Here is a 24,336-nt window from a genome sequence, read left to right on the forward strand (position 1 = left end):
TCGACCGACCGCCGGCCGACCACCGGCCGACCGGCAAGCAACCACCGAACGACCGCCGCAACGACCGCCGCAACGACCGGAGTCGATCACCTGAGGGGTCGTTGTCAGTGCCGGGTGCCATGCTCTTCCCATGGAGAACGACGTGCGGAGGAACGAGGGAACGGACGGCTCGGCAGCCCGTCGGCCGGCCCCCGCGTCCCGACGCGCGCCCGGCCGAGCAGCGTACGGAGAAAGACCCGTGGACGATCTCGTGAACGACAAGGTGAGCACCGCCCTCCCCGTCTTCCCCTACCACCCCGACCCCCTGGCCACCGGCTCCGTCGCCCCCGACCCGCACACCGCCTGCGCGTGCTGCGCCCGCGCCCGCGGCTACGTCTACGCGGGGCCGGTGTACACCCCGTCCGACGAGGATCTGCGCGGCCGTCTCTGCCCCTGGTGCATAGCGGACGGCAGCGCCGCCGAGCGGTACGACGCCGGCTTCAACGAGGTCGTGGCGGGCGACGTGCCCGAGGACGTCCGGCTCGTCATCGAGCGGCGCACCCCCGGCTTCATCGCCTGGCAGGAGTCGGTGTGGCTCTCCCACTGCGGGGACGCCGCCGTCTTCCTCGGCCCCGTCGGCTCCGCGGAGTTGGCCTCCTACCCCGACGCGGTGGACGCGCTGCGCCGCGAGGCCGTCGGCTGGCAGTGGTCCGCCGACGAGATCGAGCGGTACCTGGGCTCCTTCGACCGCGAGGGCCAGCCGACCGCCTACCTCTTCCGCTGCCGGGCGTGCGGAACGCACCTGGCCTACTCCGACTTCACGTAGGTGCCCATGTCGAAGTCCATGCTCACGCCCACCTCCACACTTATTTCCACCTCCACGCCCATTTCCACGCCCACGCCCGCTCTCACGCCCACGCCCGCTCCCGCACCCGCTCCCCCACCCATGAACGGATCGGTCGCGCGGCGTCCGCGCGCCCCCGGTCGTCGGCTCGGCTTGCTCGGCCGGGTCGGCTTCCTCAGCCGACCCGACTTCCTCAAACGACTCGACTGCCTCAGGCAACTCGACTTCCCCAGACGGCTCCGCTGCCTCGGCCCGATCAGTCGGGTCGGCCACATCAGTCGGGCCGCCCGGGTCAGCAGGTTCAGCCAGGTCTGCAAGCTCAGCCGGATCGGCAGGCCCAGCAGGCTCAGCCGGATCGGCAGGCCCAGCAGGCTCAGCCGGATCGGCAGGCTCAGCCGGATCGGCAGGCTCGGCAGGCTCAGCCGGATCGGCAGGCTCGGCAGGCTCAGCCGGATCGGCAGGCTCGTCGCTCGCCTCCAGGGCTCGCGCCGTCCCCTCCGACCGCGCGAGCCCCGAAGTCCGGTGCCCCGCCCGTGCCGTGCGGCGGCGGTCGACGAGTCGGGCCGACGCGGTCCCGGGTGCCGGCCCGGTGGTGTGCGGTCCGGCACGGCCGCGCCACCGTCCGGCTGCCCGCGGTCACTCGCGGAGGACGATCCGGCCCAGCGGCGTGACGGCCAGCCCGAACCGGTCCGCGTGGACCAGCCGGCGGCCGACGGGCACCGCCGTGCCGCCGCCGGCCGGGGTCACCGTGCCGGTCGCCGTGGTCCCGTCCGTCGCGTACACCTCGTGCTCCTCCACGACCAGCCGGTACTCCGAGAGCGGCAGCAACTGCGGCGTCGGTGGTACCAGGTCACCGGACCAGACGAAGGAGGATCCCTTGGGCACGCAGGTGAGTTCGAGGACGGTTCCGGTGCCGGCCCAGTCCAGGTCGCCGCTGCCCACGGCCCGCCGTTCGACGGTGGCGAGGACCCGGCGGCTCGCGGCCATCGCGGCCTGCCCGCTGCCGACCCGCCGGCCCAGGGCGTTCGGTGCGACCGGGCCGCCCAGTTCCAGCCGGACGGCGCCGGCGGACGTCATGGTGGCGGTGACCGTCCGGTCGGGCAGCAGTTGGAGGAAGTCCGCGGTCACGACCTTGGACAGATGCAAGGGGTCGACGGAGTAGGGCTGGTAGCGGGCCAGGGCGAGGCGCAGGTAGGGGAAGTAGGCCGTGGCGCCGGCGGCCGTCCCGAGGTCGACGTCGATGTCGCAGTTCCACAGCCGGAGTTCGCGGTCGTACGTGGGGGTGAACGCGGCCACGGAGACGCTCGCGGTTCCGCCGCCCACCGGCTCGGCGAGTACGCGCCCGTCGGCGGTGAGAACGGCGCCGGGGAAGTTCGCCGGGGTGAGCCGGGGCAGGTCCGTCGGGTCCGCCCATACCGGGTCGGTGGCGCAGCGGCTGACGAGTTCGTCGGGGAGCGGCGCGGTGCTGCCGGTGCCGGCTTCGGTGCCGGTGCCGATGCCGGTGCCGATGCCGGTGCCGGTGCCGATGCCGGTGCCGATGCCGATGCCGGTGCCGGTGCCGGTGCCGGTGGGCCCGGGGTCCAGGACGACGGCGAGGAGTTCCCCGTCGCCCGAGGAGAACCAGGGGCGGCGCAGGTGCACACGGAAGCCCGCGTGCCGGCGGGTGCGGGTCACCCGGTGCCGTTCGTGGTCGACGGTCTGCTCCCAGCGGACCGTCGGCACCAGGTGGCTGACGTCCGGCGGCTCGGGGCGACGGGTGCTGGGGACGTGCCAGCCGTGGCCGTCGGGTCCGGCACTCGGCGGGCCGGTCCGGGTGATCAGGTCGGGCTGCTCCGTGATGGCCGGGTGGAAGTATTCGCGGAACCGGGTGGTCGCGGTCGGGGTGTAGGTGACCGCGCGGTGCAGGGTGTCGCGGAACTCGTGGCGGAGGCCGGAGAGCGAGCGGCCGTTCTCGAAGGGTTCGAGGGTGAGGTGGCCGACGCGTTCGTGCCGCCCGGTGCGTTCGGGCGCGTCCTGCGCGACGTCGTCGGTCCACTCCTCCCAGGTCGCGTCGATGTCGACGCGGCCGGTGCTGCGGGCGTGGCTGCGGAGGTTTCCGGAGAGCGGGGTGAAGGTCTGTCCCTCCGCGCGGGGGAAGTCGAGGGGGCCGAGTTCCGGTGCGGCGAGCGGCTTCTCGACGGCGTGGACGAGGGTGAGTTCGACCCAGGGGGTGAGCATCCAGTTCTCACCGTGTGCGGCCGCGGCGGTCAGCTCGTCCTTCTTCTCCTGCGGCAGCCCGGTGGCCGGGTCGGGGTCGTTCCACAGCTTCGACGCGGTCAGCAGCTCCCAGACGCGGAAGAGGGTGAGGTCGGCGGGGTCGAGGTGGCAGCTCATCCGGACGGTGGCGACGGTGGCCTTGGGCAGCCGGACGGTCAGTTCGCGTTCCAGGAGACCGCTCCAGACGGGCGGCCCCTCCCCTTCGACGATCTTCAGCCGCAGCGGCCGGGCCTGGGGCCAGGGTCCGGGGAAGTCGTAGGTGGCGTTGGGCGGTGCTCCCGGCAGGCCGCGCAGGGAGACGCCGCGGGCCAGGACGTCCGGCAGGTAGGGCAGCAGGAGCTGCGTGCCCCGGTGGACGACGTACTCGCCGGGCCGGAGGCCCTGCCCCCGGGGGACGGGGAGTTCGGTGGGCGGTTCGGGGTCGTGGACGTCGTGCTTGGCGACCTTGATCTGCCCGAGGAGTCCGAGGTCGGTGGTGACGTCGGGGTTCTCGGGGAGGCTGACGACGGTGTCCAGGTAGCTGCCGGCCTCGCGGGAGGCGGCGGCGAAGTAGCGGCGGCGGACCAGGTCCGCCTTGTCGGGGCCGAAGACGGTGTCGTACACACCGTGCTGTTCCGCTGCCTGGAGCGGGGTCTTGGGCGGGCTGACGTGCCGTTCGTCCCAGGCCCGGTAACGGCGGTCGAGTCCGTCGACGGACGAGACCGCCCGGTGGTCGGGGACCTGCCCGTTGCGCAGGGCGGCCCAGACGTCGGGCGGTACCGGTGTCCCGTCGTCGTGCACGGTGCTGCGGATGACCAGCCGCGGTTCCGACTCGCCTTCCAGGAAGGGCCACCGGGGCACGAGCACGGGTGGCGGCACGGGCTCCCAGCGCCGGTAGGTGACGGGGGCCGAGGCGCTGCCCTCCGGGGTGTCGGCGCCGAGGCCGGGGCCGTTGCCGGCAAGGTCGCAGAGCCGGGCGCGCAGCCGGTACGTCCGCCCGAAGCGCAGGGCCGGGAGCGACCCTCTGACCGGGCGGAAGGCAGTGTCCAGCGGGAAGACCGGCGACACCTCGGGCGCGGGCACCCGAGGCCGGTCGTCCGGCCCGAGGGTCCGGCCCGGCGGCGGGGCGGCCAGGCTCCAGCCGTGCCAGCCGAAGAGGGCCTGGTGGACGTAGAGCTGGTTGCCGTCCCGTTTGTCGTGGGTGACGGCGGTGGCCTTGACGTGGCCCTCGTCGGGGGCGACGGCCAGCGGCAGGGCGGGCTGCCCCGGGCGGCGGATCGCGTAACGGCCGGTCCGCGCGCACAGCGGACGCCAGACGGTGACGGGCGCGACGGTCTCTCCGTCAGCCCCACCGGCCCCGTTAGCCCCATCGGATCTGCCGGCCTCATCGACTTCGTCAGCCCCATCGACTCCATCAGTTCCATTGGCTCCGCCAGCCCCTGCCATCCCCGCCTCCACCGCCTCCCCCGGCTCCTCGACCACGCCCACGTCGACGCGGTACCCCCGGACGAGGTCGGCGGCGTCGAGGACGGCGACGGCGGGCGTCTGGTCCGCCGGGCCGACACCGGCGGTGTGCCGGGCGTCGGCCTCCATCCGGTCGGCGAGTTCCACGTCCCGGCCCTCCCGGAGAACGGTGAGGCCGGCGCCGTGCAGGGCGGGCGGGGCGGTGCCGTCGGGGGCGGCGGACGCCTTGGGGTCGGTCCGGGCGGCCAGCGTCTGGTCCACGATCCGGGAGAACTCCACGAATTTCATCGCGGCGCCGTCCAGGTCGAGGTCGGTGACCAGGATCCCGTCGCCGCCCAGCCGCAGCATCCGCCGCCCGTAGGGGCCGTCGTCCGGCGCGTACGGCTCGAAGCGGCTGCCGACGACGTAGCGCAGGGCCGTCCAGGGCCGCAGTCCCTCGTCCTCGTTGAGCCGTTCCTGGTCCGCGGTGAACAGGACGCGCGCGTGCCAGCGGTCGGCGAGCGCCGGCGGCGGGGTGACGACCAGATCGACGGCGAGGCCGAAGCGGCGCAGCAGTTCGGGGTAGTCGGCGAGCAGGGCGCAGGCGGTGTGGAAGTCCACGTCGGGCGCCGCGGGCGGGGGCGGCGCGGGCACCTGGGGCCGGTCGTAGAAGCGGTAGGCCTCCGCGAGGTTGTGGGCGGCGGCGTTGCCCTGGTAGGCGTCGCTGGTCCGGTCCATGTACCGGGGCCGGAACGGGTTGGCCGCGGCGGAGGGTGTCCCGCCCGCACCCTGTTCGATCAGCCGGTCCAGGGCGGGGTAGGAGGCGGTGACGCCGCGGGCCAGTTCGAGCAGCGGCGGGGGGAGCGGGGCGCGGAGGTCGCCGGTGTGGGGGTAGTCCCAGGTGCCGGGCGGCGCGGCGGTGGCGCCTTCGCCGGACGGGAAGGCCCGGCGGAGGGCGGTGGCCGTGGCGACGGCCTCGTAGAGGGTGCCGATCCGGTCGTGGACGGCCCGGCCGGGATAGGAGCGCAGGGTGGGCGGTACGGCCGCGGCGGCGGCGAAGGCGCCGGCCGGCGGCCGTACGGGGGAGGTGGGCGGGAAGAGGGCCTTCCACAGTCCGCTGTCGGGGGGCGGGTAGCGGTCCTGCCGCGCTTCGACGGGCACGGCGGTCCCGGGCCCGGTGGCGTCGGGCGCGCGGAACTCGATGCGCAGGGCGGTCGTGTACCGGCCGAGGGTGGCGGGCCAGTCGCGGAAGCCGTCGAAGGCGTCGAGCGTGCTCCCCCCGGTCAGCCGGGGGCTGACCAGGACGGTGAGGTGGAGCCGCCCGCCGGCGGCGGTCCCGTCGGGCAGTACGGTCCACCGGATCGTCTCGGGCATGGCGTCAGCTCACTTCCGCGAAGGCGGTGCAGTACTCGTCGACCGGGTCGCGCGGCAGCCCGGTCACCGGGTCGGGGTAGGGCGCCATCATCTGGGCGAACGTGGGGGGCCGGACGACGTCGTCGGCCGCGGTGAGCGGGCTCGGGGGGTGCCCGGCGCCCAGGAACCGCTTCTCGCACTCGATGGTGACGGACTGGGACCAGAACCCGATGTGGACGCTGATCGAGATCCGGGCCCGGCCGTAGACGGTTCCGCTGCCGCTGTCGTAGGTGAGTTCCAGGAGGAGTTCGATGGAGGCGGAGACGATGCCGAGGACGTCGACCTCGCCGCGGGCGCGGAAGTAGCCGGTGATCCGGCATTCGGAGGTGGCGAGTTCGAGCCGGAAGTAGATGCCGGCCATCACGGACAGGCTCCCGCTCGCCACGCCGAGGTTCATGGAGACGGCGGCCCCGAACTCCAGGGCGGCCTCCAGGACGGCGACGTGCTTGGGCGTGATGACGATGCCGAAGAAACCGCCGCCGCCGAGCAGGGACACGGTGAGCCGGAAGGGTGCCTGGCGGCTGCAGAAGGAGAAGCCGATCTCCAGCGGCCGGCCGATGAACGGGAGGTCCAGATAGGCGTCCAGGCGGATGTTCTCCAGGCTGAAGACGCCGACGGCGAGATTGGGGAGGGGGATGCCGTAGCGGGCGGTGATGCCGGACGAGGTGACCTGGATGCCGGGCGGGTCGCTGAAGCCGTCGATGGGGATGAGCTGCCGCAGCGTCTCGACGAAGGACAGCGGGCCGATGAACTCGACCTTCCGGAAGCCGACGTCGATGTCCGGCTTCTCGCCCGCGCGCATCCGGAAGCGGACGCGGTCGAAGGTCAGCCGCATGGCCTGGAAGGAGGGAATGAGGACGAGGTCGAACTTCTCGAGTGAGCAGGTGACGTCGGCTCCGGACGATACGTCCGGGCGCAGCGACCCCCGGAGGTCGACGACGAGGGAGAGCCGCCCGACGGTCCGGGTGCCTTCCGTGTGCGGCACGAAGACCGGGTCGCCGGTGTCGGGCCACGGTTTGATCTGCGGGCTCCACTCGATGCGGGTGCTGACCGTCTCGGGCAGCTTCAGGCCACGGGCGGCCTGCTGCAACGCGTCCCGAAGGGACGGCAGTTGCCCGGCGGCGGTGGTCCAGGTGTCGACCTGCTCCCGGACCCGGGTGAGCAGGGTGCGGAGGCCGGGGTCGGCGGTGGCGGGGAGGGCGGTGAGGAGGCTGGTGAGAGCAGTGGAGAAGGCGGCGAAAGCGTCGTCGATCTGCTGGAGGGTGACGGGCGGGCTGGCGGCGGGCGCGACGCGCGGTGGCGGCGGGCCGGTGGGCGGAGTGGCGCTCGGCGTCGGCGGGGCGGCGGAAGACGCGGAGCGCGGTGGCGGCGGGCCGCCCGGGGGTGTGACGCTCGGCGGCGGGGGGCCGGCGGGAGGCGTGACGCTCGGCGACGGCGGGCCGCCGGGGGGCGTGACGCTCGGCGGGCCAACGGGAGGCGCGGCGCTCGACGGCGGCGGGCCGCCGGGGGGCGTGACGCTCGGCGGGCCGGCGGGAGGCGCGGCGCTCGACGTCGGCGGGCCGCCGGGAGGCGCGGCTGCCGTGGGCGGGCCGGTGTCCGCCGGCGGGCCGGCTGCGGGCGAAACGGTCGTCAGCGGCGCGGCGGTGGGAAGGGAGGGATGGGAGAGGTGTTCGGCGAGGTAGGCGGCGACGAGTTCGGCGAGCCGCCGGGCGGTGTCGGCCACCTGCCGTGCGGCGGGCGGCAGGCCGGGCGCGGCGTTGTCGGCCAGGTCACGGACGCGGCGCAGGTCGGTGAGGAACCCGGTGACCGAACTGACGGTCTGGGTGATGAAGTTGGGCACGTGCAGGGCCGGCAGCGGGTCGCCGGGCAGGATGTGCCGGATGACGTCGGCGAGCGAGAGGACGCCGAGGAAGTTGACGCCGAGGGTGCCGAAGAAGTCGGCGGGGTCGAACTCCCCGCCGGCGATGCGGTCCACGGCCGTGGCGACGGGTCCGGTGCCGGCAACCGGACCGGTGGCGCGAGACAGTCCCGCCACGTCGAAGCTGGGCGCGACGAGCGCGCCGGAGCGGTCGCGCCGGCTGTCGAAGTCCATGGCGAGCGAGGGGGCCCCGGTGTGCAGCAGGCTGAGGAAGACCTCGCCCGGGTTGCCCTTCCTAGCCCCTTGGGTCGCCGCCGCGAAGCCGGAAAGGGCGTATCGCCGCGCGTACATCACGGGCACGGCGGCGGTTCCGCCGCCGGTCAGTGCGCCGACGGCGGGGACGGCGGCGGTGGCCCAGCTCAGTTGCGGGATGAAGTGCGCCTCGCCGGGCGCCGGATGGGCCGGGTCCGGGACGGCGAGGGCGGGCGGCGCGGCGGCGGCCCAGACGAGGTGGGCCACGTCGACGCTGGTGTCGTCCGGTTTGACGGGCGGCGCCAGGGCCACGGACTGGCCGAGCAGCGCGGCGCTGGTGAACGTGGGCGGGTCGACGGTGACGGCGGCCCTGGAGCCGTCGGGCGCCGGCGCCGGGGGCAGGGACGGGCGGTTGTACTCGGCGAGCACGGCGGCGAGTTGTTCGCCCCGGCTCAGGTGCTCGGGGACGAAGAGCAGCGGGGTGCGGAACTCGATGATCCGTCCCTGGTGGTCCACCGCCGTGGCCTTGAAGAGGAACGGGTCCTCGGTGGCCGTCGCAGGGAAGAACCAGGTGGAGTCGGGCGGATCGGGAAGGTGGACGAGGTTCGGGGTGACGAGGGTGTCCAGCCGGACGCTGGTGAACGGGAAGAGGAGGTTGGTGAGGTCGGCGGCCGGGTCACCGTCCTTGGCGGGCAGCGGCCGCCCCGGGTCGTAGGTGCGCAGGGGCTGCCGGACGAGCACGTGGAAGCGCTGGAAGAGGAAGGCGGTCCGCGGGTCCTTGAACTTCCGTTCGGTGACCTTCACGACGGCCGCGCGGTGCCCGAACGGACACAGGTACCCCTCGTACATCACCCGCACATAGTGGTCCCGCCCGAGGGTGGTGTGCTGCCGCCAGTCCGACAGGTCGATGCCCGCGGGCCGCTCGGGCCACTGCCCGACGCTCTCCAGCCAGCCGCCGAGCGCCGACAGCATCAGCGTGCGGGCTCTCACCGGCAGCGGCGTGAACGGCTTGCCCTCCGCCGTCGACAGCCCGTCGTGCGCGGTCAGATCGACGAGGCGGGTGCGGTCGCGCGGGGTCAGCGGCAGCCGCGTCACCTCGGGGGCGGGCGTCCCCGGGTCGCGGTCGCGGTTCCACACCGCGCGGACCGTCCCCCCGGACAGCCGGGTGTGCCACAGCTCCACCCGCTCACCCGGCCCGGGTTCGTCCACCTCGTCCCGGTGGATCCAGCGGGCCTGCCGCGGGGGCGACAGCAGGAGCCTGTACGGCAGTTCGATGCCGGTACGGGGATGGGCGGGGTCGGCGAGCGGGTTCTCGGGGGTACGGGGGACGAGCGGTGCGCCGGGGACGGCGGCCGCGGCGAGTGTGGCGTCCACGCCGTACCGGGCGGTGAGCTGGGCGGTGGTGCGCAGCAGCCGTACGAGGGCGAGGGCCCGGTCCGTGGCGTCACCGTCCGCCTCCGCTCCCCCGCGCACCCCCGCGGCGTCCGCCCCCTCCGGTCCCACCCCAACCGCCCCGCTCGCCCCGCCCGCCCCGACCACCTCCGCGCCGGGCGGCGGCCGCAGTGTGACCACCGCCGGGTCGGCCTCCCGGGCGGCGTCGACGACGCGCAGCGGCAGCACGCGCATGGCCGCCAGCAGCCCCGCCTCGGAGTACCCGACCGTGTCCTGCGCCCCGACCTCGAAGACGAGGACGCTCCGCCCGCTGACGAGCGAGTCGACGGGCGCGTCCCGCGGATCCGGATCGGTTCCCTCCTCCAGCAGCGCGTGCTCCGTGACGTGCTGCGGTCCGAGCGTGACGACGAGCAGCCCGTCCTGCTGTGGATCGGCGCGGATCAGCCGCCGGTTCCCCGGCCGGTCGTCGAACTTCAGCCCGACGAACGCGAAGCTCAGATCCAGCAGGTCGGTTCCGCGCAGTACCCGGATCGGTGCCGGAGTGCTCATGCCGCCCCCTATCGCGCTGCCCAACCCCCTGGATACTCCCGTGGGAGCGACAGGTGTATGGCCCGAACGGGTGATGGCGGAACGTGATACTCCGAACAGGTGATACCCGGGCAGGGCTCTTCCCTTCCGGACGGAGGGGTGCGAATTCTCCTTTCGAAGGGCGCACCGGGCGGCGTCTTGCGAAGGGCGGACGGGCGGCGTCCACGCGGTGCCCGTGCCACCGGTCCGGGAGACCGGCGGCCCTCCGCTCACGAAGGGGTGCGCGGTGTCCGCGTCCTCACGGCGCGTCCACGTCCTCACGGCGCCGGGCGGCGCGACCGGCCCTGGTCCTCGCGGCGGCCCCGGCCCTGACCACCGGCCTGGCCACCACCGCACCGGCCGCCTCCAACGAGTTCATCCCCCGGAGCCGCGCCACGGGGTTCACCCGCACCTTCGCGGACCCGGCGAACAACGTCCGCCTCTTCTTCGAGTCCGGCACCAACTGGATGGTCGACAGGACGAACAGGACCGCCCGGGCGTACCTCAGCACCGTCTGCGGCGAAGGCGGTTTCGCGGACGTCCCGAAGGGCGGTACGAAGACGGCCCTGCTCGACGACTTCACAGCGTGAGGTTCCTGTAGCCGGCCGGGCCGGGGCCGCCGCTCGGACGACGGCCCCGGTCACCCCACGCATCTCCATCGGCCGACGCCCCGGACAGCGGGACCCGTCGGGCGACCACCGACCGGCCCGCCTCTCAGGCCTCCGGACGGCTCTCAGAGCTCGGTCACCACCACGTCCACCGCCCACGGCCGCCCCGCCTTCTCCGGAGCGCCGCCCTCCACCACGTACCCCAGGTCCCGCAACGCCACGACCAGCTCCCCGGGCCCCGCGGGCACGGCCCCGTCCACGAGCAGGTCGCGGACCATCCGCCCCTTGGTCGCCTTGTTGAAGTGGCTGACCACGGACCGCTTCTCGACCCCGCCAACGACCCGCGACTGCAGCACCCGTACCGTCACCGTGCGCTCCGCCACGTCCCCCTTCGGCTTCCAGGCCGTCGCGTAGGCGGCCGAGCGCAGGTCCAGGACGAGGCCCTCCCCCGCGGCGGCGGGCAGCGCCTCCGCCAGCGGCCCGCGCCAGAACGCGCCGAGTGCGCCCAGCCCCGGCAGCTTCACGCCCATCGAACACCGGTAGGACGGGATGGCGTCCTCGACACCCACCGCGCCCCACAGCCCGGAGAAGACCAGCAGCGACCGCTCGGCGGCGCGCCGGGCGGCGGCGGGAAGCGTGGTCAGACCCAGTGCGTCGTAGAGGACGCCGGTGTAGATCTCGGCGGCGGGCCGGGTGCCGGCCGTCCGCAGGCCGGCGTTCTTGGCGATCTCCCCGCGCAGGCCGGGGCTCAGCCCGAGGACCTCGGCGGCCTTCTCCTCGTCCCCCGAGCACAGCTCCACGAGCTCGCCGAGCACGGCCTCCCGCGCGGCGGAGAGCCCGGGAAGGGACAGCGCGCCCGTGTCCACCGGCTCCCCGGTCCCACCGGTGGCCTTGCCCTCGGACGGCGGCAGCAGCACGAGCACGATCGGTTCTCCTTGCGTGAATGTGTCCAGTCGCCCCAAGCCCACGGCCTCCCGGGGCTCGCGGGCCCCAGGCCCCCGGCGAGCCTAACGCCGCCACTGCCGACGCCGTACGCCACCGCCGACGCCGTACGCCGCCACCGCCACCACCACCGACGCCTTATGCCACAGCCGACGGCACCGACGCCGTACGCCACACTCACCGCGCCGCCCGCCCGGCCCGCCCCTACGCTCGGATCATGCCCCGCCGCACGATGCGGGTGACGGACGAGGACCGCGCCCCGCTGCAGAGAGCGCTGCGCGAGCTGCGCGAGCGGACGCACGCCCCCGTCGGCTTCCCAGCGGACGTCCAGGCGGAGGCGGACCGTGCCGCGCGGCGGCTGCCCCGCGTCCCGGCGTACGACGCGACGGCGCTCCCCCTGATCACGATCGACCCGCCCGGCGCCAAGGACCTGGACCAGGCCCTGCACCTGTCCCGCCGGACGAAGGGCGGCTACCGCCTCCACTACGCCATCGCCGACGTCGCGTCCTTCGTCACCCCCGGCGGCCCCCTGGACGCGGAGACGCACCGCCGCGCGGTGACCGTCTACTACCCGGACGTCCGCGTCCCCCTCCACCCCGCCGCCCTCTCCGAGGACGCGGCGAGCCTGCTGCCGGACCACGACCGGCCGGCGCTGCTGTGGGAGTTCGACCTCGACACCGACGGATCGGTGGTCCGCACGGACCTGCGCCGGGCCCTCGTCCGCAGCCGGGCCCGCCTGGACTACGCGGGCGCCCAGCGGGCCCTCGACACCGGCACCGCCGACGAACCGCTGACCCTGCTGCGGGAAACGGGCATGCTCCGGCAGGAACGGGAACGGGAGCGCGGCGGCATCTCACTGAACGTCCCCGAGCAGGAGATCGTCCGGCAGGACGACCGGTACGTGCTCGAGTACCGGACGCCACCGCCCGTGGAGGGCTGGAACGCACAGCTCTCCCTCCTCACCGGCATGGTCGCCGCCGAGCTGATGCTGACGGCGGGCACCGGCGTCCTCCGCACCCTGCCGGCCGCGCCCGAACCGGCGGTCGCGGCCCTGCGCCGGGCGGCCCGCGCCCTCGGCGTGAACTGGCCGGACGACATGCCGTACGCCGTCCTCCTGCGCGCCCTGGACCCGGCGCACCCGCAGCACGCCGCGTTCCTCCAGGAGTGCACGGCCCTGCTGCGCGGCGCCGGTTACACGGTCTTCGACCGCGAACGCCCCGCCGACCGGCCCCCGCCCGCCGACCCCGTCCACGCGGCCGTCGCCGCCCCCTACGCGCACTGCACGGCCCCGCTGCGCCGCCTCGTCGACCGCTACGCCCTGGAGCTCTGCCTGGCGGCGGTGGCCGGCGCCCCCGCCCCCGAGTGGGTACGGACCGCCCTCGACGCCCTCCCCGCCGAGATGGCCGCCGGCTCCCACCGGGCCGCCGAGGCGGAGCGCGAGTGCGTCGACCTGGTGGAGGCGGCGCTGCTGCGCGACCGCATCGGCGAGGTCTTCGACGCGTACGTGGTCGACGTGATCGACACCCGCCCGACCGCGGGCACCGTCCACCTCTACGAACCCGCCGTCGTCGGCCACGTCGAAGGCGACCCCGACGGCCCGCCGCTCCGGCTCGGCCACCGCACCCGCGTCCGCCTGATCGAGGCGAACCCGGGCCGCGACAAGGTCTGGTTCGCCCCGGCGTGAGGCTTCGGGGCGAGGCCCGGCTGGGGATTCCCGGCGGGGGCCCGGCGCGAGCCCCCGCCGACGCGCCCCCTCCCCTCGCCACCCGCTCCCCCGTCCGCCTCTCCCCCGCCCGCCCGGTACCATGGTCCACACGGCGGACGAGCCGGCCGGGCGGCCGCGTGGGATCTTCGGATCCCCCGAGGAACGTCCGGGCTCCACACGGCAGGGTGGTGGGTAACGCCCACCCGGGGTGACCCGCGGGACAGTGCCACAGAAAACAGACCGCCGGGGATCTTCGGATTCCCGGTAAGGGTGAAACGGTGGTGTAAGAGACCACCAGCGCCTGGGGTGACCCAGGCGGCTAGGTAAACCCCACCCGGAGCAAGGTCAAGAGGGGCCGCCTTCACCGGCGACCCTGCGCGGACGATCGAGGGCTGCCCGCCCGAGTCCGCGGGTAGACCGCACGAGCCTGTCGGCAACGGCAGGCCTAGATGGATGGCCGCCTCCCCCGGGCCCGCAAGGACCCGAGGAGACAGAACCCGGCGTACATGGCCGACTCGTCCGCCTCTCAGGGCCCCTGATCAGCGAAACCGCTGGTCAAGGGCCTTTCTTACGCGTCAGAGCGCTTGGGCAAGCCCTGATCCGTACCGGTTCGAATGAGACCGCGTGGCTACGTACGCAGCCGTGAAAGCAGCCGTACTGGTTGCCGTTTCGGATGTTCGTGCGTGACAGTGATGCGGTGGGTCTTCCCGGCTGCGAGCCGGCTCGCCCACTTGCCCCGCCTCCGCTGCACCGAACACTCCAGGCCGCCGGGAGCTTCCGCTGCAAACAAATGCTCACCAGCGGAACCTCTCACCGCTCAGTGACGCCTCCGGGCCTTCCACCGAAGGTCGCGGCGGAGCGGAAACCCTGGTCGCCGAATCTCGGCCCGCGCCCTCGCCAGTGATCGACTACCCGACTTCGTGAATATCGGCGTTCTCGCATGGCGGCCCCGGCCTCTCACCCCCTAGCGTCGTCCCAGCGCAGGGGCGGACCCTGCCGAGAGGGGTGGACCATGGCACGTGAGGGGCTGAAGCGGCTCACGGGAACCGGCTCCGGAACCTACGCCAAGAACGACTGCCCTACCGTCTACCGGACGGCCACGGGCTCCATCCTCGTCCAGGGCGACCTGTCCGACGTCTTCACACCTCCCCGGGGCGAAGGGCTCGTGGAGATCCCCGCGAGCGTGCTGAAGGAGGCCGTCCGTGCTCTTGGATGGTGAGGAGTGGGACGCCATGTTCCTCGACTTCCGAAGCGAGGCATGGCGGTTGGAGACCTTGCCGGTCTACCGGGTCCCGCAGGAAGAGGAAGAGATCCGGCAGTTCCTCGCGGGCGAGCGCATCGACCCTCACACCTACTCGGACGAGTACACCGACGACCTCAAACGGGTGCGTCGTGAGGGCAGGACGAAAGGGCGCGTGCACATCGTGACCCGTCCGCTCTCGGAGTACCTCAGGTACGAGTTCATGTACTACGAACCCCACGTGTGGGCCGGCGAGGACATCCGCATCATGGATGTGACCGACAGGGAGAACCCGTTGGCCGGCGTCCAGGACTTCTGGATGTTCGACCGCTCGCACGTGGTGCTGATGCATTACGCTCCCGACGGCACCCAGATCGGCCGGGAACTCCACTCGGGCGATCCGGAACCGTACCGGGAGTACCAGCGGATCGCGTTGGCGGAGTCGGTGCCCTTCGAGGAGTACGTGAAAGGTCTTGACCTTCGAACCTGAGCAGCTAGGGCGATCCAAGGCCGACTTGGCCGCCACGCTGAAGACACTCCGCAAGCGAGCCGGACTTTCACAAGTTCGGCTCGCTCGGCGTTGCAACACGTCTCAAACCAAGGTCAGCAACATCGAGAGCGGAAAGGTAACCCCGAACCTTGTCGACGTCGAGCTGATCCTGAGAGCTCTCGACGCTCCCCCGCACCTGGTCGCGGACGTCACGGCACTGGCGCGGATCGCGAACACCGAATGGCAGGATGACCGGTCCCTGCTCCGCAGAGGGCTCGACAAACGACAGAACGAACTGGCCGGGCTCGAGAAGTCATCCACGGAGTTCCGATATTTCCTGCCTACGATGATCACAGGCCTCCTGGGGACGCCGGAGTACGTGAGAGCAAGCATTGCGGACGTTCCAGGAGACCAGGGAAAGACCATCGCGAAAAAACTGGAACGCCAGACGGTCCTCTACGACAGGTCGAAGAGCTTCACCTTCATCCTCACCGAGCAGGCCGTCAGGTGGCCCATCGTGCAGCCTGACGCCCTGGCCGTGCAGATCGACCGCCTCGCGTCGTTGTCACACCTTCCGAACGTCCGCATCGGGGTCATCCCGATCGGGCACGACGTGAAGCCGGGGCCGTTGAGCGTATTCACCGTCTACGGCAACAGTATGGCCACCGTCGAAACTCCGACCGGGGTCCTTATTTTCAGGGATTGCAGAGACGTCTCCGCATACCTGGACGAGTTCGCGATACACGAGGCCCATGCCGCGTTCGGGGAGCAGGCCAGGGACAAACTCACGGAGTGGGCGTCCCTTTGCCGATCATGATTTTTAAGCGAACACCCGCATAAAACTGGACCCGCTCGACCCGACGTCACGACGATGTGCGGCATGACCTCCGACATCGAATCAGCAGCACAGCAGGCCGCCGCCTTCCTGGCGGGAAAGAAGCAAGCCGACGACACGGCCTTCATGCCGGCCCAAGTGCTGGCCCTGATGGGCGTCAGGGTCGGCGACCGGCGTGCGTGGCCGCAGCTCGCGGGGCGTGCTTCTCTGTCCGGTGAGCCGTCCGTGTACCTGGGGACGGTGCCGATGGCCACGGCCAGGAAGCTGATCGACACCCTGATCTACGCGGAGTCGGCGAAGCGGTTCCACCGGCGTGTCACGCCGGTCGCCGACTAGGCGGCCGTACGAGTCCGCCGCCCCAGGGGGCATACCACGCCCGGCCGGGCGACTCGCTGGGGCCACACCTTCGTGGGAGCGCATCGTGAACGGGTGGACGGTTCAGCCCAGTTGGCGACGTTTCTTCCCGCACGCCCCCTGATGCGGCGTACTGCCACGGGAGATGGGAATCGCCCATGATGGCGCTGAAGGTCCGGGACATCCCGGTACTCACCCGTCTTCCAACACCCGGAGGGAAACGTGTCGTTCCTGAGGAACACGGCGGTGGCCGCGGCCGTCGCCGTCACAGCGTTCGCCGGACTCGCGGCGCCGGCCAGCGCCGAGCCGGCGCCCGGTACCGCCGAGGCGCAGGCGGTCAGCACCGACGGGCAGAGCAGGACCGACACCGCCGGGGTCGCGCCGGTCTCGGCGAACACGGCGGTGCAGCGGGCTTCCAGTTCCACCGAGCGGGAGCTGTCGGCCAACTGCTGGAACGGGCGCACCGACGGCGGCCGCAACTTCTTCATGACGTGCAACGGCACCTCGTACCACGTGTACGTGGACTGCACGGACGGCCGCCACCTGTTCCCGCAGGTGTTCTCCGGGCAGTGGGACTTCCGGCTGACCTGTCCGGTGGGCACGCGGGCCGTCTGGGGCGGTAGCTGGTAGCGCGCCGCGCGCACGCGGCCGGGCGCCGGATCCGGCGCCCGGCCGTCGAGTCCACGAGGCCGGGGACGCCGGGGAGGGCGGGCAGCCGGGGAACCGGGCCGTCCGAGGCGTCAACTCGCCGCCGTGTCAGCGGTGATCACCACTGCCGAACGGCGATAACCTGCCCCACGCCATGAACGAATTCGCTGACGAGGCACGCTCGCGCGTCGCACACCTGCTCAGGATGGCCAATACGACGGACGACGAGGTGCGGGCGCGGCTGATCGCCTACGCGGACGCCACGCCCGAGCCGCCGATCATGGACCGGGCGGGGATCGTCACCACGGGCTGCGCCCGGTGCCGGGGGACGGCGTGGCGGCGGCAGGACAGGGAGGGCCCGGTGTGGGTGTGCGGGTCCTGTGGGCATGTGGAGGGGGTGACGGTGCAGTGTCCGCACTGCGCGGTGGACATGGAGCCGCCGCTGCCCGGGGCGCCGGACCTGTGGTACTGCCCCGAGTGCCCCCGGACGGCGGCCACCGGCGAGGGGCCGCGCGAGATCGAGGAGCGGGAGCGCAAACGGCGGCGTGCGGGCGGGCTGTTGGGGCGGACGGTCGTGGGGACCGGGTTCATAGGGGCCGGCGACTCGTGAAAAGGAAACGACCCGGGAAAAGGAAACGACCCGGGAAGAGGAAGAGAGCCGCGAGGAGGAAAGGGTCCGCGGAGGAAGGGCTCTTTCAGGAGCAGGGGACCCATGAAGGGGAAGGGCCGGTGACGAGGAAGGCCGGCGGGAGGCGAGGGCCGGTCCGCCGGTCCGCCGGCCCTCGCCTCACCTCACCTCACCTCAGGTGCGACGTGTCGTTCAGCAGTCGCAGCGACGTGTTCCCGTCCGCGTAGTACGCCACCGCCGACAGCGAGGCCGCCGACAGCTCCATCTTGAACAGGGACTCCGGCGGGGCCCCGAGCGCCAGCCGCACCAGGGACTTGATCGGGGTCACGTGCGACACCAGCAGCACCGTCCGGCCCGCGTAGCGGGCGAGGAGCCGGTCGCGGGCGAGGGCGACGCGCCGGGCGACGGCGGCGAAGCTCTCGCCGTCACCGGTGGGGGCGGCCTTGGTGGAGGCGAGCCAGGCGTCGAGGTCGGCCGGGTGGCGGTCACGGACCTCAGCGAAGGTCAGGCCCTCCCAGGCGCCGAAGTCGGCCTCGCGCAGGCCCTCTTCGACGCGGACGTCGAGTCCGAGGCGGGCCGCCACCGCGCCCGCCGTCTCGCGGCAGCGCCGCAGGGGCGAGCTGACGACGGCCTGGATCGTGCCGCGCGCGGCCAGTGCGGCGGCGACGGCCTCGGCCTGTCGCCGACCGGCCGGCGACAGCTCGGGATCCGAGCCGCCGCTGCCGGAGAATCGCTTCTGCGGAGTGAGCGCGGTCTCGCCGTGCCGGAGCAGGACGAACGTCGTCGGAGCGCCCAGGTCGGCGGGCGCGGCCCAGCCGAGGGGCGCGGCCTTCGGCTCCCCGAGTGGCTCACCGAGCGACTCCCCAAGCGGTTCCGCGAGCGCCCCCACGGGGACCGGGCCGCCCGTCGGCTCCCCGACCGGCGCCGGTTCCACCGGGACCCGGGCATCGGCCGCGCCGACGGAGGGCCGGGGCCGCCCGGAAGGCTCCCAGGCCAGGCCCTTCTTCCCCGCGTCCATGGCCTCGTTGGCGAGCCGGTCCGCGTGCTTGTTGCGCTCGCGCGGGATCCACTCGTAGCCGACCCGGTCCGGCGGGAAGACCAGCCGGGCCCGGGCGGCCAGCGGCCGCATGTCCGGGTGCTTGATCTTCCAGCGGCCGGACATCTGCTCCACGACGAGCTTGGAGTCCATCCGGACGGTGATCTCCGCGTCCGGGTCGAGCGCCCGCGCGGCCTCCAGGCCGGCGATGAGCCCCTTGTACTCGGCCACGTTGTTGGTGGCGGTGCCGATGTACTCGGCGGCCTCGGCGACGACCTCGCCGGTCGCCGCGTCCAGCACGACCGCGCCGTACCCGGCGGGACCCGGGTTGCCCCGGGAACCGCCGTCGGCCTCGACGACGAAGCGGTGGGCCATGCGCTGCCTACAGCCCCGACTCGGGGGTGCGGATCAGGATCCGGCGGCAGTTCTCGCAGCGGACGACCTCGTCCGCGGCGGCCGCGCGCACCTCGTTGACCTCGGTGATGTTGAGCTCCAGGCGGCAGCCCTCGCAGCGGCGCTGGTAGAGGCGGGCCGCGCCGACGCCGCCCTCCTTCTCGCGCAGCTTGTCGTAGAGCTTGAGCAGGTCGGCCGGGACGGAGTTGGCGACGATGCCGCGCTCCTTGGTGACGGTGGCGACCTCGGCGTCGATCTCGGCCAGGGCCTCGTCGCGACGCGCGACGGCCGCGTCGACCTTGCCCTGGACGGCCTCGACGCGGGCGGTGAGCTCGGTAACGCGCTCCTGCGCGGCCTCGCGGCGCTCCATGATCTCCAGGACGACGTCCTCCAGGTCGCCCTGGCGCTTGGCAAGGGAGGCGACCTCGTGCTGGAGGTTCTCCAGGTCCTTGGGGGTCATCCCGGCACCGGAGTCGAGCCGCTGCTGGTCGCGGGCGGCGCGCTTGCGGACCTGGTCGACGTCCTGCTCGGCCTTGGCCTGCTCGCGGGCGGTGTCGCTCTCCTCGGTCTGCGCGGCGACGAGGAGGTCGCGGTGCTGGGTGAGGTCCCCTTCGAGGGCCTGGATCTCGGCGTGCTCGGGCAGGGTCCGGCGCTTGTGGGCGAGCTGACCCAGGCGGGTGTCGAGGGCCTGGAGATCCAGAAGGCGGATCTGGTCGGCGGGCGCGGCGTTCAGTTGGGGGCTCCTCTTACTGGTGATCGGGGTGATCGGTCGGGGCGGGGGACGCCGCGTGGGCGGTCCAGGGGTCGGTGACCAGCCGGGAGACGTGGGTGCGCAGACCCCAGCCGTGCCGGTCGGAGATCTCGTCGAGCTGGGCGGCGGCCTGCTCGGTCCAGGGCCACTCGGTGGCCCAGTGCGCGGCGTCGACCAGGGCGAGCGGGGTGTGCTGCCGCGCCTCGGAGACGGGGTGGTGCCGCAGGTCGGCGGTGACGTACGCGTCGACGCCGGCGGCCCGCACCTCGTCGAAGAGGGAGTCGCCGGAGCCGCCGCAGACGGCGACCGTACGGAGCACCCGGCGCGGGTCGCCGGCGACGCGGATGCCCTGCGCGGTGGCGGGCAGCCTCGCGGCGCAGCGCTCGCCGAACTCGGCGAGGGTCAGCGGCGTGACGGGCTCGCAGATGCGGCCGAGGCCGCGGCGGCCGGTGGGGTCGGTGGGGTCCGGCACCAGGGGGCCGATGACCCGCAGGTCGAGGGCGCCGGCGAGGGCGTCCGAGACACCCGGGTCGGCGCGGTCGGCGTTGGTGTGGGCGACGTGCAGCGCGATGTCGTTCTTGATCAGGGTGTGCACGGCGCGGCCCTTGAAGGTGCCGGCCGAGACCGTGGTCGTCCCGCGCAGGTAGAGGGGGTGGTGGGTGACGACCAGGTCGGCGCCGAGCTTCACGGCCTCGTCGACGACGTCCTGGACGGGGTCCACGGCGAAGAGGACCCGGCCGACGTGGGCGTCGGGGTCGCCGCAGACCGTACCGACGGCGTCCCACTGCTCGGCCCGCTCCGGGGGCCAGAGGGCGTCGAGGGCGGCGATGACTTCAGACAGTACGGGCACGGGGAAAGGCTACCTGGCTTACGGGGGCGGGAGGCTTGCCTCCCGGCGGGCCGCCTTCGGGCCGCCTTCGGCGGGGGGTGCCCCTGCCCCTCCCCCAGAGGGGGCACCCCCATTCTCCGTTTCTTGCGGGGGGCCGGCCCCCCGCACCCCCCGAAGCGCGCTCCGCGCGCTGTCCTCAAACGCCGGACGGGCTGAATACCCCTACTTCACGAGGAAGCCCCGGAGATCGTCCAGCACGCTGTTCGCCGCCGTGACCCCCAGCCCCAGGTACCACGTCTCGTCCTTGACGTCCTGCGCCCGCCCCTCCTTGACCGCCTTCAGGTTCTTCCACAGCGGGTTGTCGCGGGCGACGTCGCGCTTGGTGCGGGAGGGGTCGCCGTAGACACCGGTGAAGATCCAGTCGGCGTCGGCCTGGTCGATCTTCTCCGGGCCGATCTGCACGGCGAGCTCGTCGGCCTGCTGGTTCTTCGGCCGCGGCAGGCCGGCGTCCTTGAGGACGGTGCCGATGAACGACTTCTGCGCGTACAGCCGGGTGAACTGCGGCATGTAGCGGACCATGCTGATGGTCGGCTTCTTCTCGCCGACGTCCTCGCCGAGCTTCCTCGCCTTCGCCTCGTACGCGGCGAGGTTGGCCTTCGCCTTCGCGGCCTCGTCGAGGGCGGCGGCGTTGAGGAGGTAGTTCTCCTTCCAGGTGAAGCCGGGGCGGACGGAGAAGACGGTCGGCGCGATCTTCGACAGGTCCTTGTAGTGCTTCTCGGCGCGGAGCTTGCTGCCGAGGATCAGGTCGGGGTGGAGGTTGTTGATCGCCTCCAGGTTGAGGCCGTTGATGGTCCCGACGCTCTTGGGGTCGCCCGCGTCCTTGCGCAGGTAGGCCGGTATGCCGTCGCCGCCCTCGGCCGGGGCGTAGCCGACGGGCTTGATGCCGAGCGATACGACGTTGTCGAGCTCGCCGACGTCGAGGACGACGACCCGCTTGGGCCTGGACTTGATCTCGGTCTTCCCCAGGGCGTGGGTGACGGTGCGGGGGAACTGCCCGGCGGCGGCGTCGGTGCCCATCTTCCTGGTGAGGTCGGCGGCCTTGCCGAAGTCCTTGCCGCCCTGGGCCACGTCCTTCGACCCGGCGCCGCCGTCCTTCCCCTTGTCGCCGTCGCCGTCGGATCCGCAGGCCGCGAGGGAGAGCGCGGCGACGAGGGCGAGGGCTGCGGCGGCGGTACCGCGGCGGCGGAGGGACATGAGGGCACTCCTGAGGGCTGAGGGGGCGCCGGAGGGGTCCGGCCTGCGGGTTCCTGGGGGTTCCTGCGGGTTTTTTACGGGTTTCCTACGGGTCCCTGGGGACTTTCAAGGGGTTAGGCCACCCTTACTTTAGAGGGTCAGGACGCCCCGCCATCAAGAGGGACGGACCACCGCAAGCACACCCACCCCACGTTCCTCCGGCGAATCGGACAACCTCCACCCTTACGCGTGAAGCCGCCTCACTCGCAGGGTGGGGCACCCGGCGCGAAAACTACGTTCTGTGCCGGAGGTGACGTTTCTCATGACGGTCTGTGCCCCCCAGAGCACTCCGGAGACCACTCCCCGGCGTGCGCCGATGGACTCCCGACGTCCGGCGTTCACCATCGCGGCCGACGGTTCGTACGCCGCGTGGCTCGCGCTGAGCCGGGCCACGGGCGGCTGGTTCCCGGAGCGCTGGACCCTCGACGGCCCGGAGCCGTACGCGGTCCCGCTGCCCGGCAGCCAGCCCGAGGAGCCGGACAGCGAGGTGCTGCCGCTCACCGACGGCCGGGTGCTCATCCGGCGCCGGGTGGCCGAGCGGTACGCCCTGTCGCTGCTCTACCCCACCGGCCCCGGTACCGGGGAGCTGCCGCTCGGCACCATCGAGTGCCCGTACCTGTCGCTGCTGCCGCCCGCGCCGGACGGCCTCTCCGCGTACGCGCTGGTGCACGGCGAGCGGACCACCACGCTGTGGCGCGTGTACGGCTCGCCCACCGGGCCGGAGCTGCTCGCCCGGGTGCCGGGACGCTGCTCCGGCGGCGCCTGGCTCGACCGGCCGGGCCGGCTGCTCGCCCTCGACCGCGAGCTGGACGGGCTCACCAAGGCCGTCGTCGTCGACCTCGGGCGCGGCGGGGAGACCACCCCGCTGTTGCAGATCGCCGACACGAGCAACGACCGGCTGGTGCTCGCCGACCCCGACAGCGGCCTGCTGCTCGTCCGGTCGGACGCGCCCGGGGAGGAGCGGCTCGGCTGGGGAGTGCTCGGCTCGGCCCGGCCGGTGCGCTTCCCCGAGTGCCTGCGGCAGCCCGGTGCGGCGGTGACGCCGTTCGCCGTCCAGCCGGGGCAGACGCTGACCCCCGAGGTGTGCTCGGTGGCGTTCCGCGTCGACCGCGAGTCGGGCACCTCCGTGGGCATCTGGCGGCCGGCGGAACGGCAGTTGCGGCAGTTCCCCGGCCCGCTGGGCTGGGTGGCCGGAGCCGGCCTGTGGACGGCCGGCGGGGAGCTGCGGCTCCCCTACGTGACGCCCCACGTCCCCTGCGGACTGGCCCGGCTGCGCCTGCCGGACCCCGAAGGGGAAGGGGCCGGCCCCCTGGGGGAAAGGAGTGACCCCCTGGGGGAGATGACGGGGAACGGGGGGTCCCCGACGCCTCGGCCGGTGCCGCTTCAGCAGGCGCCGCTCCGGTAGGAGCCCCTCCGGTAGGTGCCCCTCCGGTAGGAACCGCTCCAGGGGGGCCGCTCCAGGGGGGGCCGCTCCGGGAGGGGCCGCACCGGGAGGGGCCGCACCGGGAGGGCCGCACCGGGAGGGCCGCACCAGTAGGCACTGTTCCGGTGGAGCCGCTCCGGCGGGTGTCACTCCGGCAGAGGCCGCTCCGGCAGGCGTCACTCCAGTAGGCGCCGCAGCCGCACGTCCGGGTGTGACAGGGGCAGCGCGACGACCGGGCGCGGGGGGCGGGCGCGGCACGGGAGGGGCGGTGACCCGGCGGGGGCAGTGACCCGGCGGAGGCGGCGGCCCGGCGGGGGGCGACGTCCCGGCGCGAGGGAAGGTGACCCGGTGGCCGGTCGTCGGCCGGGCACTTGCCGGACTCCGGCCGGGCGGGCGCCTACCAAGCCCCACCCAGCCAGACCCCAGCCGGGCCCCTGCCGGTCCCATGCGCCAGGCCGCTTGAGAGTTCCCCCGGCCTCGCCCCCAAAGGGAACGCCCCCGCGCCCCGAGGCGCGTGCGCCCGCTCTCCGCGGAGTGCGCTTCCGCGCGGGTGCGGGTCCTCCCGCGGAAACGGAGGAAGGGCGGGACCGGGGCACACTCCCCGCCGGGTGCCGGCAGTGAACGGGTGCCGGGCACCGGCCTCCGGCAGGCGCCGGGCGATCCGCCCATACCGGGCGCCCGCCGGCCGCCCGGGGGGTGGCTCACGCGATCAAGGTCCCGTTAGACTTCGGGGCCGGGGGTTGCGCACGTGGTACCGGCGGAGCACCGCGGTGCGCCGAACGACCGCGCGCGGTACGGGCGTTGACCGTACGTTGACCGTACCCCGGGACGACACCTACGGGTGCCCCTCACAGGGGAGGCGCCTACGGGTGCCACCCGAGGACGGCGTCCACGGGCGTCGGCCGACGCCGCGGCCCCCGACGCGCAGAGCACGCACCCACATCCCACGGAGTGACTCCCGACATGTCCGAAGTCCGAACCGACACGACCGAGGCGCGCCCCCTGGAGGCGTCCGCCCAGGCCGCAGCCGCCGGCTCCGGCAGGCACCGCGGCCCCGCGTCGTCCGACGACGCCGGCGGCCCCGCCCGCGGCAAGCACCGGCGCACCGCCGACGCCGCCTGACGGGCGGGTCCCGAGAGCAGCACGGCCCCGGCGCGGGGGCGGGCCCACCGGTCCGC

At 73.5% G+C, this 24,336-nt stretch carries 19 protein-coding genes and 1 other RNA gene; 11 read left to right on the forward strand and 9 right to left on the reverse strand.

Annotation, left to right across the window (positions count from 1 at the left end):
• Nucleotides 1-238 precede the first annotated feature (238 nt).
• The gene (locus ACZ6X9_RS13460) at nucleotides 239-805 is read left to right on the forward strand and encodes a CbrC family protein (RefSeq protein ID WP_469778134.1); all 567 of its coding nucleotides are present in this window, start codon (nucleotides 239-241) and stop codon (nucleotides 803-805) included.
• On the opposite strand, the gene ACZ6X9_RS13465 is transcribed toward ACZ6X9_RS13460, so the two are convergent.
• The 5 genes from ACZ6X9_RS13465 to yaaA all read right to left on the reverse strand — a co-directional run bounded on the left by ACZ6X9_RS13465 (nucleotide 787) and on the right by yaaA (nucleotide 11,514).
• Complete coding sequence (locus tag ACZ6X9_RS13465) at nucleotides 787-1,431, reverse strand: hypothetical protein (protein ID WP_469778135.1); 645 nt, start codon at nucleotides 1,429-1,431, stop codon at nucleotides 787-789. The genes ACZ6X9_RS13460 and ACZ6X9_RS13465 overlap by 19 nt on opposite strands.
• Before the next feature lie 28 nt (nucleotides 1,432-1,459).
• Entirely contained in the window at nucleotides 1,460-5,875 is a 4,416-nt protein-coding gene (locus tag ACZ6X9_RS13470; protein ID WP_469778136.1) for a hypothetical protein, read from the reverse strand.
• Nucleotides 5,876-5,879: 4 nt separating this feature from the next.
• Nucleotides 5,880-9,965: a hypothetical protein gene (locus ACZ6X9_RS13475; protein ID WP_469778137.1), complete on the reverse strand. Its 4,086-nt coding sequence runs from the start codon at nucleotides 9,963-9,965 to the stop codon at nucleotides 5,880-5,882.
• Between the two features lie 277 nt (nucleotides 9,966-10,242).
• Nucleotides 10,243-10,566, reverse strand: coding sequence for a hypothetical protein (locus tag ACZ6X9_RS13480; RefSeq protein ID WP_469778138.1), 324 nt, complete (start codon nucleotides 10,564-10,566; stop codon nucleotides 10,243-10,245).
• A gap of 150 nt (nucleotides 10,567-10,716) precedes the next feature.
• Nucleotides 10,717-11,514: a peroxide stress protein YaaA gene (yaaA, locus tag ACZ6X9_RS13485; RefSeq protein ID WP_469778139.1), complete on the reverse strand. Its 798-nt coding sequence runs from the start codon at nucleotides 11,512-11,514 to the stop codon at nucleotides 10,717-10,719.
• Between the two features lie 236 nt (nucleotides 11,515-11,750).
• Between yaaA and ACZ6X9_RS13490 the strand changes: the two genes are divergently transcribed.
• The 8 genes from ACZ6X9_RS13490 to ACZ6X9_RS13525 all read left to right on the forward strand — a co-directional run bounded on the left by ACZ6X9_RS13490 (nucleotide 11,751) and on the right by ACZ6X9_RS13525 (nucleotide 17,415).
• Nucleotides 11,751-13,217, forward strand: coding sequence for an RNB domain-containing ribonuclease (locus ACZ6X9_RS13490; protein ID WP_469778140.1), 1,467 nt, complete (start codon nucleotides 11,751-11,753; stop codon nucleotides 13,215-13,217).
• A 138-nt stretch (nucleotides 13,218-13,355) separates the two neighbouring features.
• Nucleotides 13,356-13,760: RNase P RNA component class A (gene rnpB / locus ACZ6X9_RS13495), an RNA gene on the forward strand.
• Nucleotides 13,761-14,250: 490 nt separating this feature from the next.
• The gene (locus ACZ6X9_RS13500; protein ID WP_469778141.1) at nucleotides 14,251-14,457 is read left to right on the forward strand and encodes a hypothetical protein; all 207 of its coding nucleotides are present in this window, start codon (nucleotides 14,251-14,253) and stop codon (nucleotides 14,455-14,457) included.
• Complete coding sequence (locus ACZ6X9_RS13505) at nucleotides 14,441-14,968, forward strand: DUF6879 family protein (RefSeq protein ID WP_469778142.1); 528 nt, start codon at nucleotides 14,441-14,443, stop codon at nucleotides 14,966-14,968. The genes ACZ6X9_RS13500 and ACZ6X9_RS13505 overlap by 17 nt, the downstream gene beginning before the upstream one ends.
• Nucleotides 14,952-15,785 carry a helix-turn-helix domain-containing protein gene (locus ACZ6X9_RS13510; RefSeq protein WP_469778143.1) on the forward strand — a complete coding sequence of 278 codons (834 nt, stop codon included), beginning with the start codon at nucleotides 14,952-14,954 and terminating at the stop codon, nucleotides 15,783-15,785. Before ACZ6X9_RS13505 ends, ACZ6X9_RS13510 begins: the two co-directional genes overlap by 17 nt.
• 63 nt (nucleotides 15,786-15,848) lie before the next feature.
• The gene (locus tag ACZ6X9_RS13515; RefSeq protein ID WP_469778144.1) at nucleotides 15,849-16,139 is read left to right on the forward strand and encodes a hypothetical protein; all 291 of its coding nucleotides are present in this window, start codon (nucleotides 15,849-15,851) and stop codon (nucleotides 16,137-16,139) included.
• Between the two features lie 240 nt (nucleotides 16,140-16,379).
• Entirely contained in the window at nucleotides 16,380-16,787 is a 408-nt protein-coding gene (locus ACZ6X9_RS13520; protein ID WP_469778145.1) for a hypothetical protein, read from the forward strand.
• A 172-nt stretch (nucleotides 16,788-16,959) separates the two neighbouring features.
• Complete coding sequence (locus ACZ6X9_RS13525) at nucleotides 16,960-17,415, forward strand: hypothetical protein (protein ID WP_469778146.1); 456 nt, start codon at nucleotides 16,960-16,962, stop codon at nucleotides 17,413-17,415.
• A 187-nt stretch (nucleotides 17,416-17,602) separates the two neighbouring features.
• Here ACZ6X9_RS13525 and ACZ6X9_RS13530 read toward each other — a convergent pair whose 3' ends face one another.
• From ACZ6X9_RS13530 to ACZ6X9_RS13545, 4 genes are all read right to left on the reverse strand, one after another.
• Nucleotides 17,603-18,844: a bifunctional RNase H/acid phosphatase gene (locus ACZ6X9_RS13530; RefSeq protein ID WP_469778147.1), complete on the reverse strand. Its 1,242-nt coding sequence runs from the start codon at nucleotides 18,842-18,844 to the stop codon at nucleotides 17,603-17,605.
• A gap of 7 nt (nucleotides 18,845-18,851) precedes the next feature.
• The gene (locus ACZ6X9_RS13535) at nucleotides 18,852-19,595 is read right to left on the reverse strand and encodes a zinc ribbon domain-containing protein (protein WP_469778646.1); all 744 of its coding nucleotides are present in this window, start codon (nucleotides 19,593-19,595) and stop codon (nucleotides 18,852-18,854) included.
• 13 nt (nucleotides 19,596-19,608) lie between these two features.
• Nucleotides 19,609-20,463 carry a Nif3-like dinuclear metal center hexameric protein gene (locus tag ACZ6X9_RS13540; protein WP_469778148.1) on the reverse strand — a complete coding sequence of 285 codons (855 nt, stop codon included), beginning with the start codon at nucleotides 20,461-20,463 and terminating at the stop codon, nucleotides 19,609-19,611.
• Nucleotides 20,464-20,664: 201 nt separating this feature from the next.
• A complete protein-coding gene (locus ACZ6X9_RS13545; RefSeq protein ID WP_469778149.1) occupies nucleotides 20,665-21,696 on the reverse strand; it encodes an ABC transporter substrate-binding protein in 1,032 nt (343 codons plus the stop codon).
• A 301-nt stretch (nucleotides 21,697-21,997) separates the two neighbouring features.
• Between ACZ6X9_RS13545 and ACZ6X9_RS13550 the strand changes: the two genes are divergently transcribed.
• Together ACZ6X9_RS13550 and ACZ6X9_RS13555 are read left to right on the forward strand one after the other, a co-directional pair.
• Complete coding sequence (locus tag ACZ6X9_RS13550; protein WP_469778150.1) at nucleotides 21,998-23,140, forward strand: hypothetical protein; 1,143 nt, start codon at nucleotides 21,998-22,000, stop codon at nucleotides 23,138-23,140.
• A gap of 981 nt (nucleotides 23,141-24,121) precedes the next feature.
• On the forward strand, nucleotides 24,122-24,280 hold the full coding sequence (locus ACZ6X9_RS13555) for a hypothetical protein (RefSeq protein ID WP_436782370.1): 159 nt from the start codon (nucleotides 24,122-24,124) through the stop codon (nucleotides 24,278-24,280).
• Nucleotides 24,281-24,336 lie beyond the last annotated feature (56 nt).

The organism is Streptomyces sp. NPDC052910, from assembly GCF_055585605.1.

Coding starts and splice junctions, on each gene's coding strand:
- ACZ6X9_RS13470 (WP_469778136.1), bottom strand. CDS start 5,875: ATGCCCGAGACGATCCGGTGGACCGTACTGCCCGACGGGACCGCCGCC.
- ACZ6X9_RS13475 (WP_469778137.1), bottom strand. CDS start 9,965: ATGAGCACTCCGGCACCGATCCGGGTACTGCGCGGAACCGACCTGCTG.
- ACZ6X9_RS13490 (WP_469778140.1), top strand. CDS start 11,751: ATGCCCCGCCGCACGATGCGGGTGACGGACGAGGACCGCGCCCCGCTG.
- ACZ6X9_RS13500 (WP_469778141.1), top strand. CDS start 14,251: ATGGCACGTGAGGGGCTGAAGCGGCTCACGGGAACCGGCTCCGGAACC.
- ACZ6X9_RS13515 (WP_469778144.1), top strand. CDS start 15,849: ATGACCTCCGACATCGAATCAGCAGCACAGCAGGCCGCCGCCTTCCTG.
- ACZ6X9_RS13525 (WP_469778146.1), top strand. CDS start 16,960: ATGAACGAATTCGCTGACGAGGCACGCTCGCGCGTCGCACACCTGCTC.
- ACZ6X9_RS13530 (WP_469778147.1), bottom strand. CDS start 18,844: ATGGCCCACCGCTTCGTCGTCGAGGCCGACGGCGGTTCCCGGGGCAAC.
- ACZ6X9_RS13545 (WP_469778149.1), bottom strand. CDS start 21,696: ATGTCCCTCCGCCGCCGCGGTACCGCCGCCGCAGCCCTCGCCCTCGTC.
- ACZ6X9_RS13550 (WP_469778150.1), top strand. CDS start 21,998: ATGACGGTCTGTGCCCCCCAGAGCACTCCGGAGACCACTCCCCGGCGT.
- ACZ6X9_RS13555 (WP_436782370.1), top strand. CDS start 24,122: ATGTCCGAAGTCCGAACCGACACGACCGAGGCGCGCCCCCTGGAGGCG.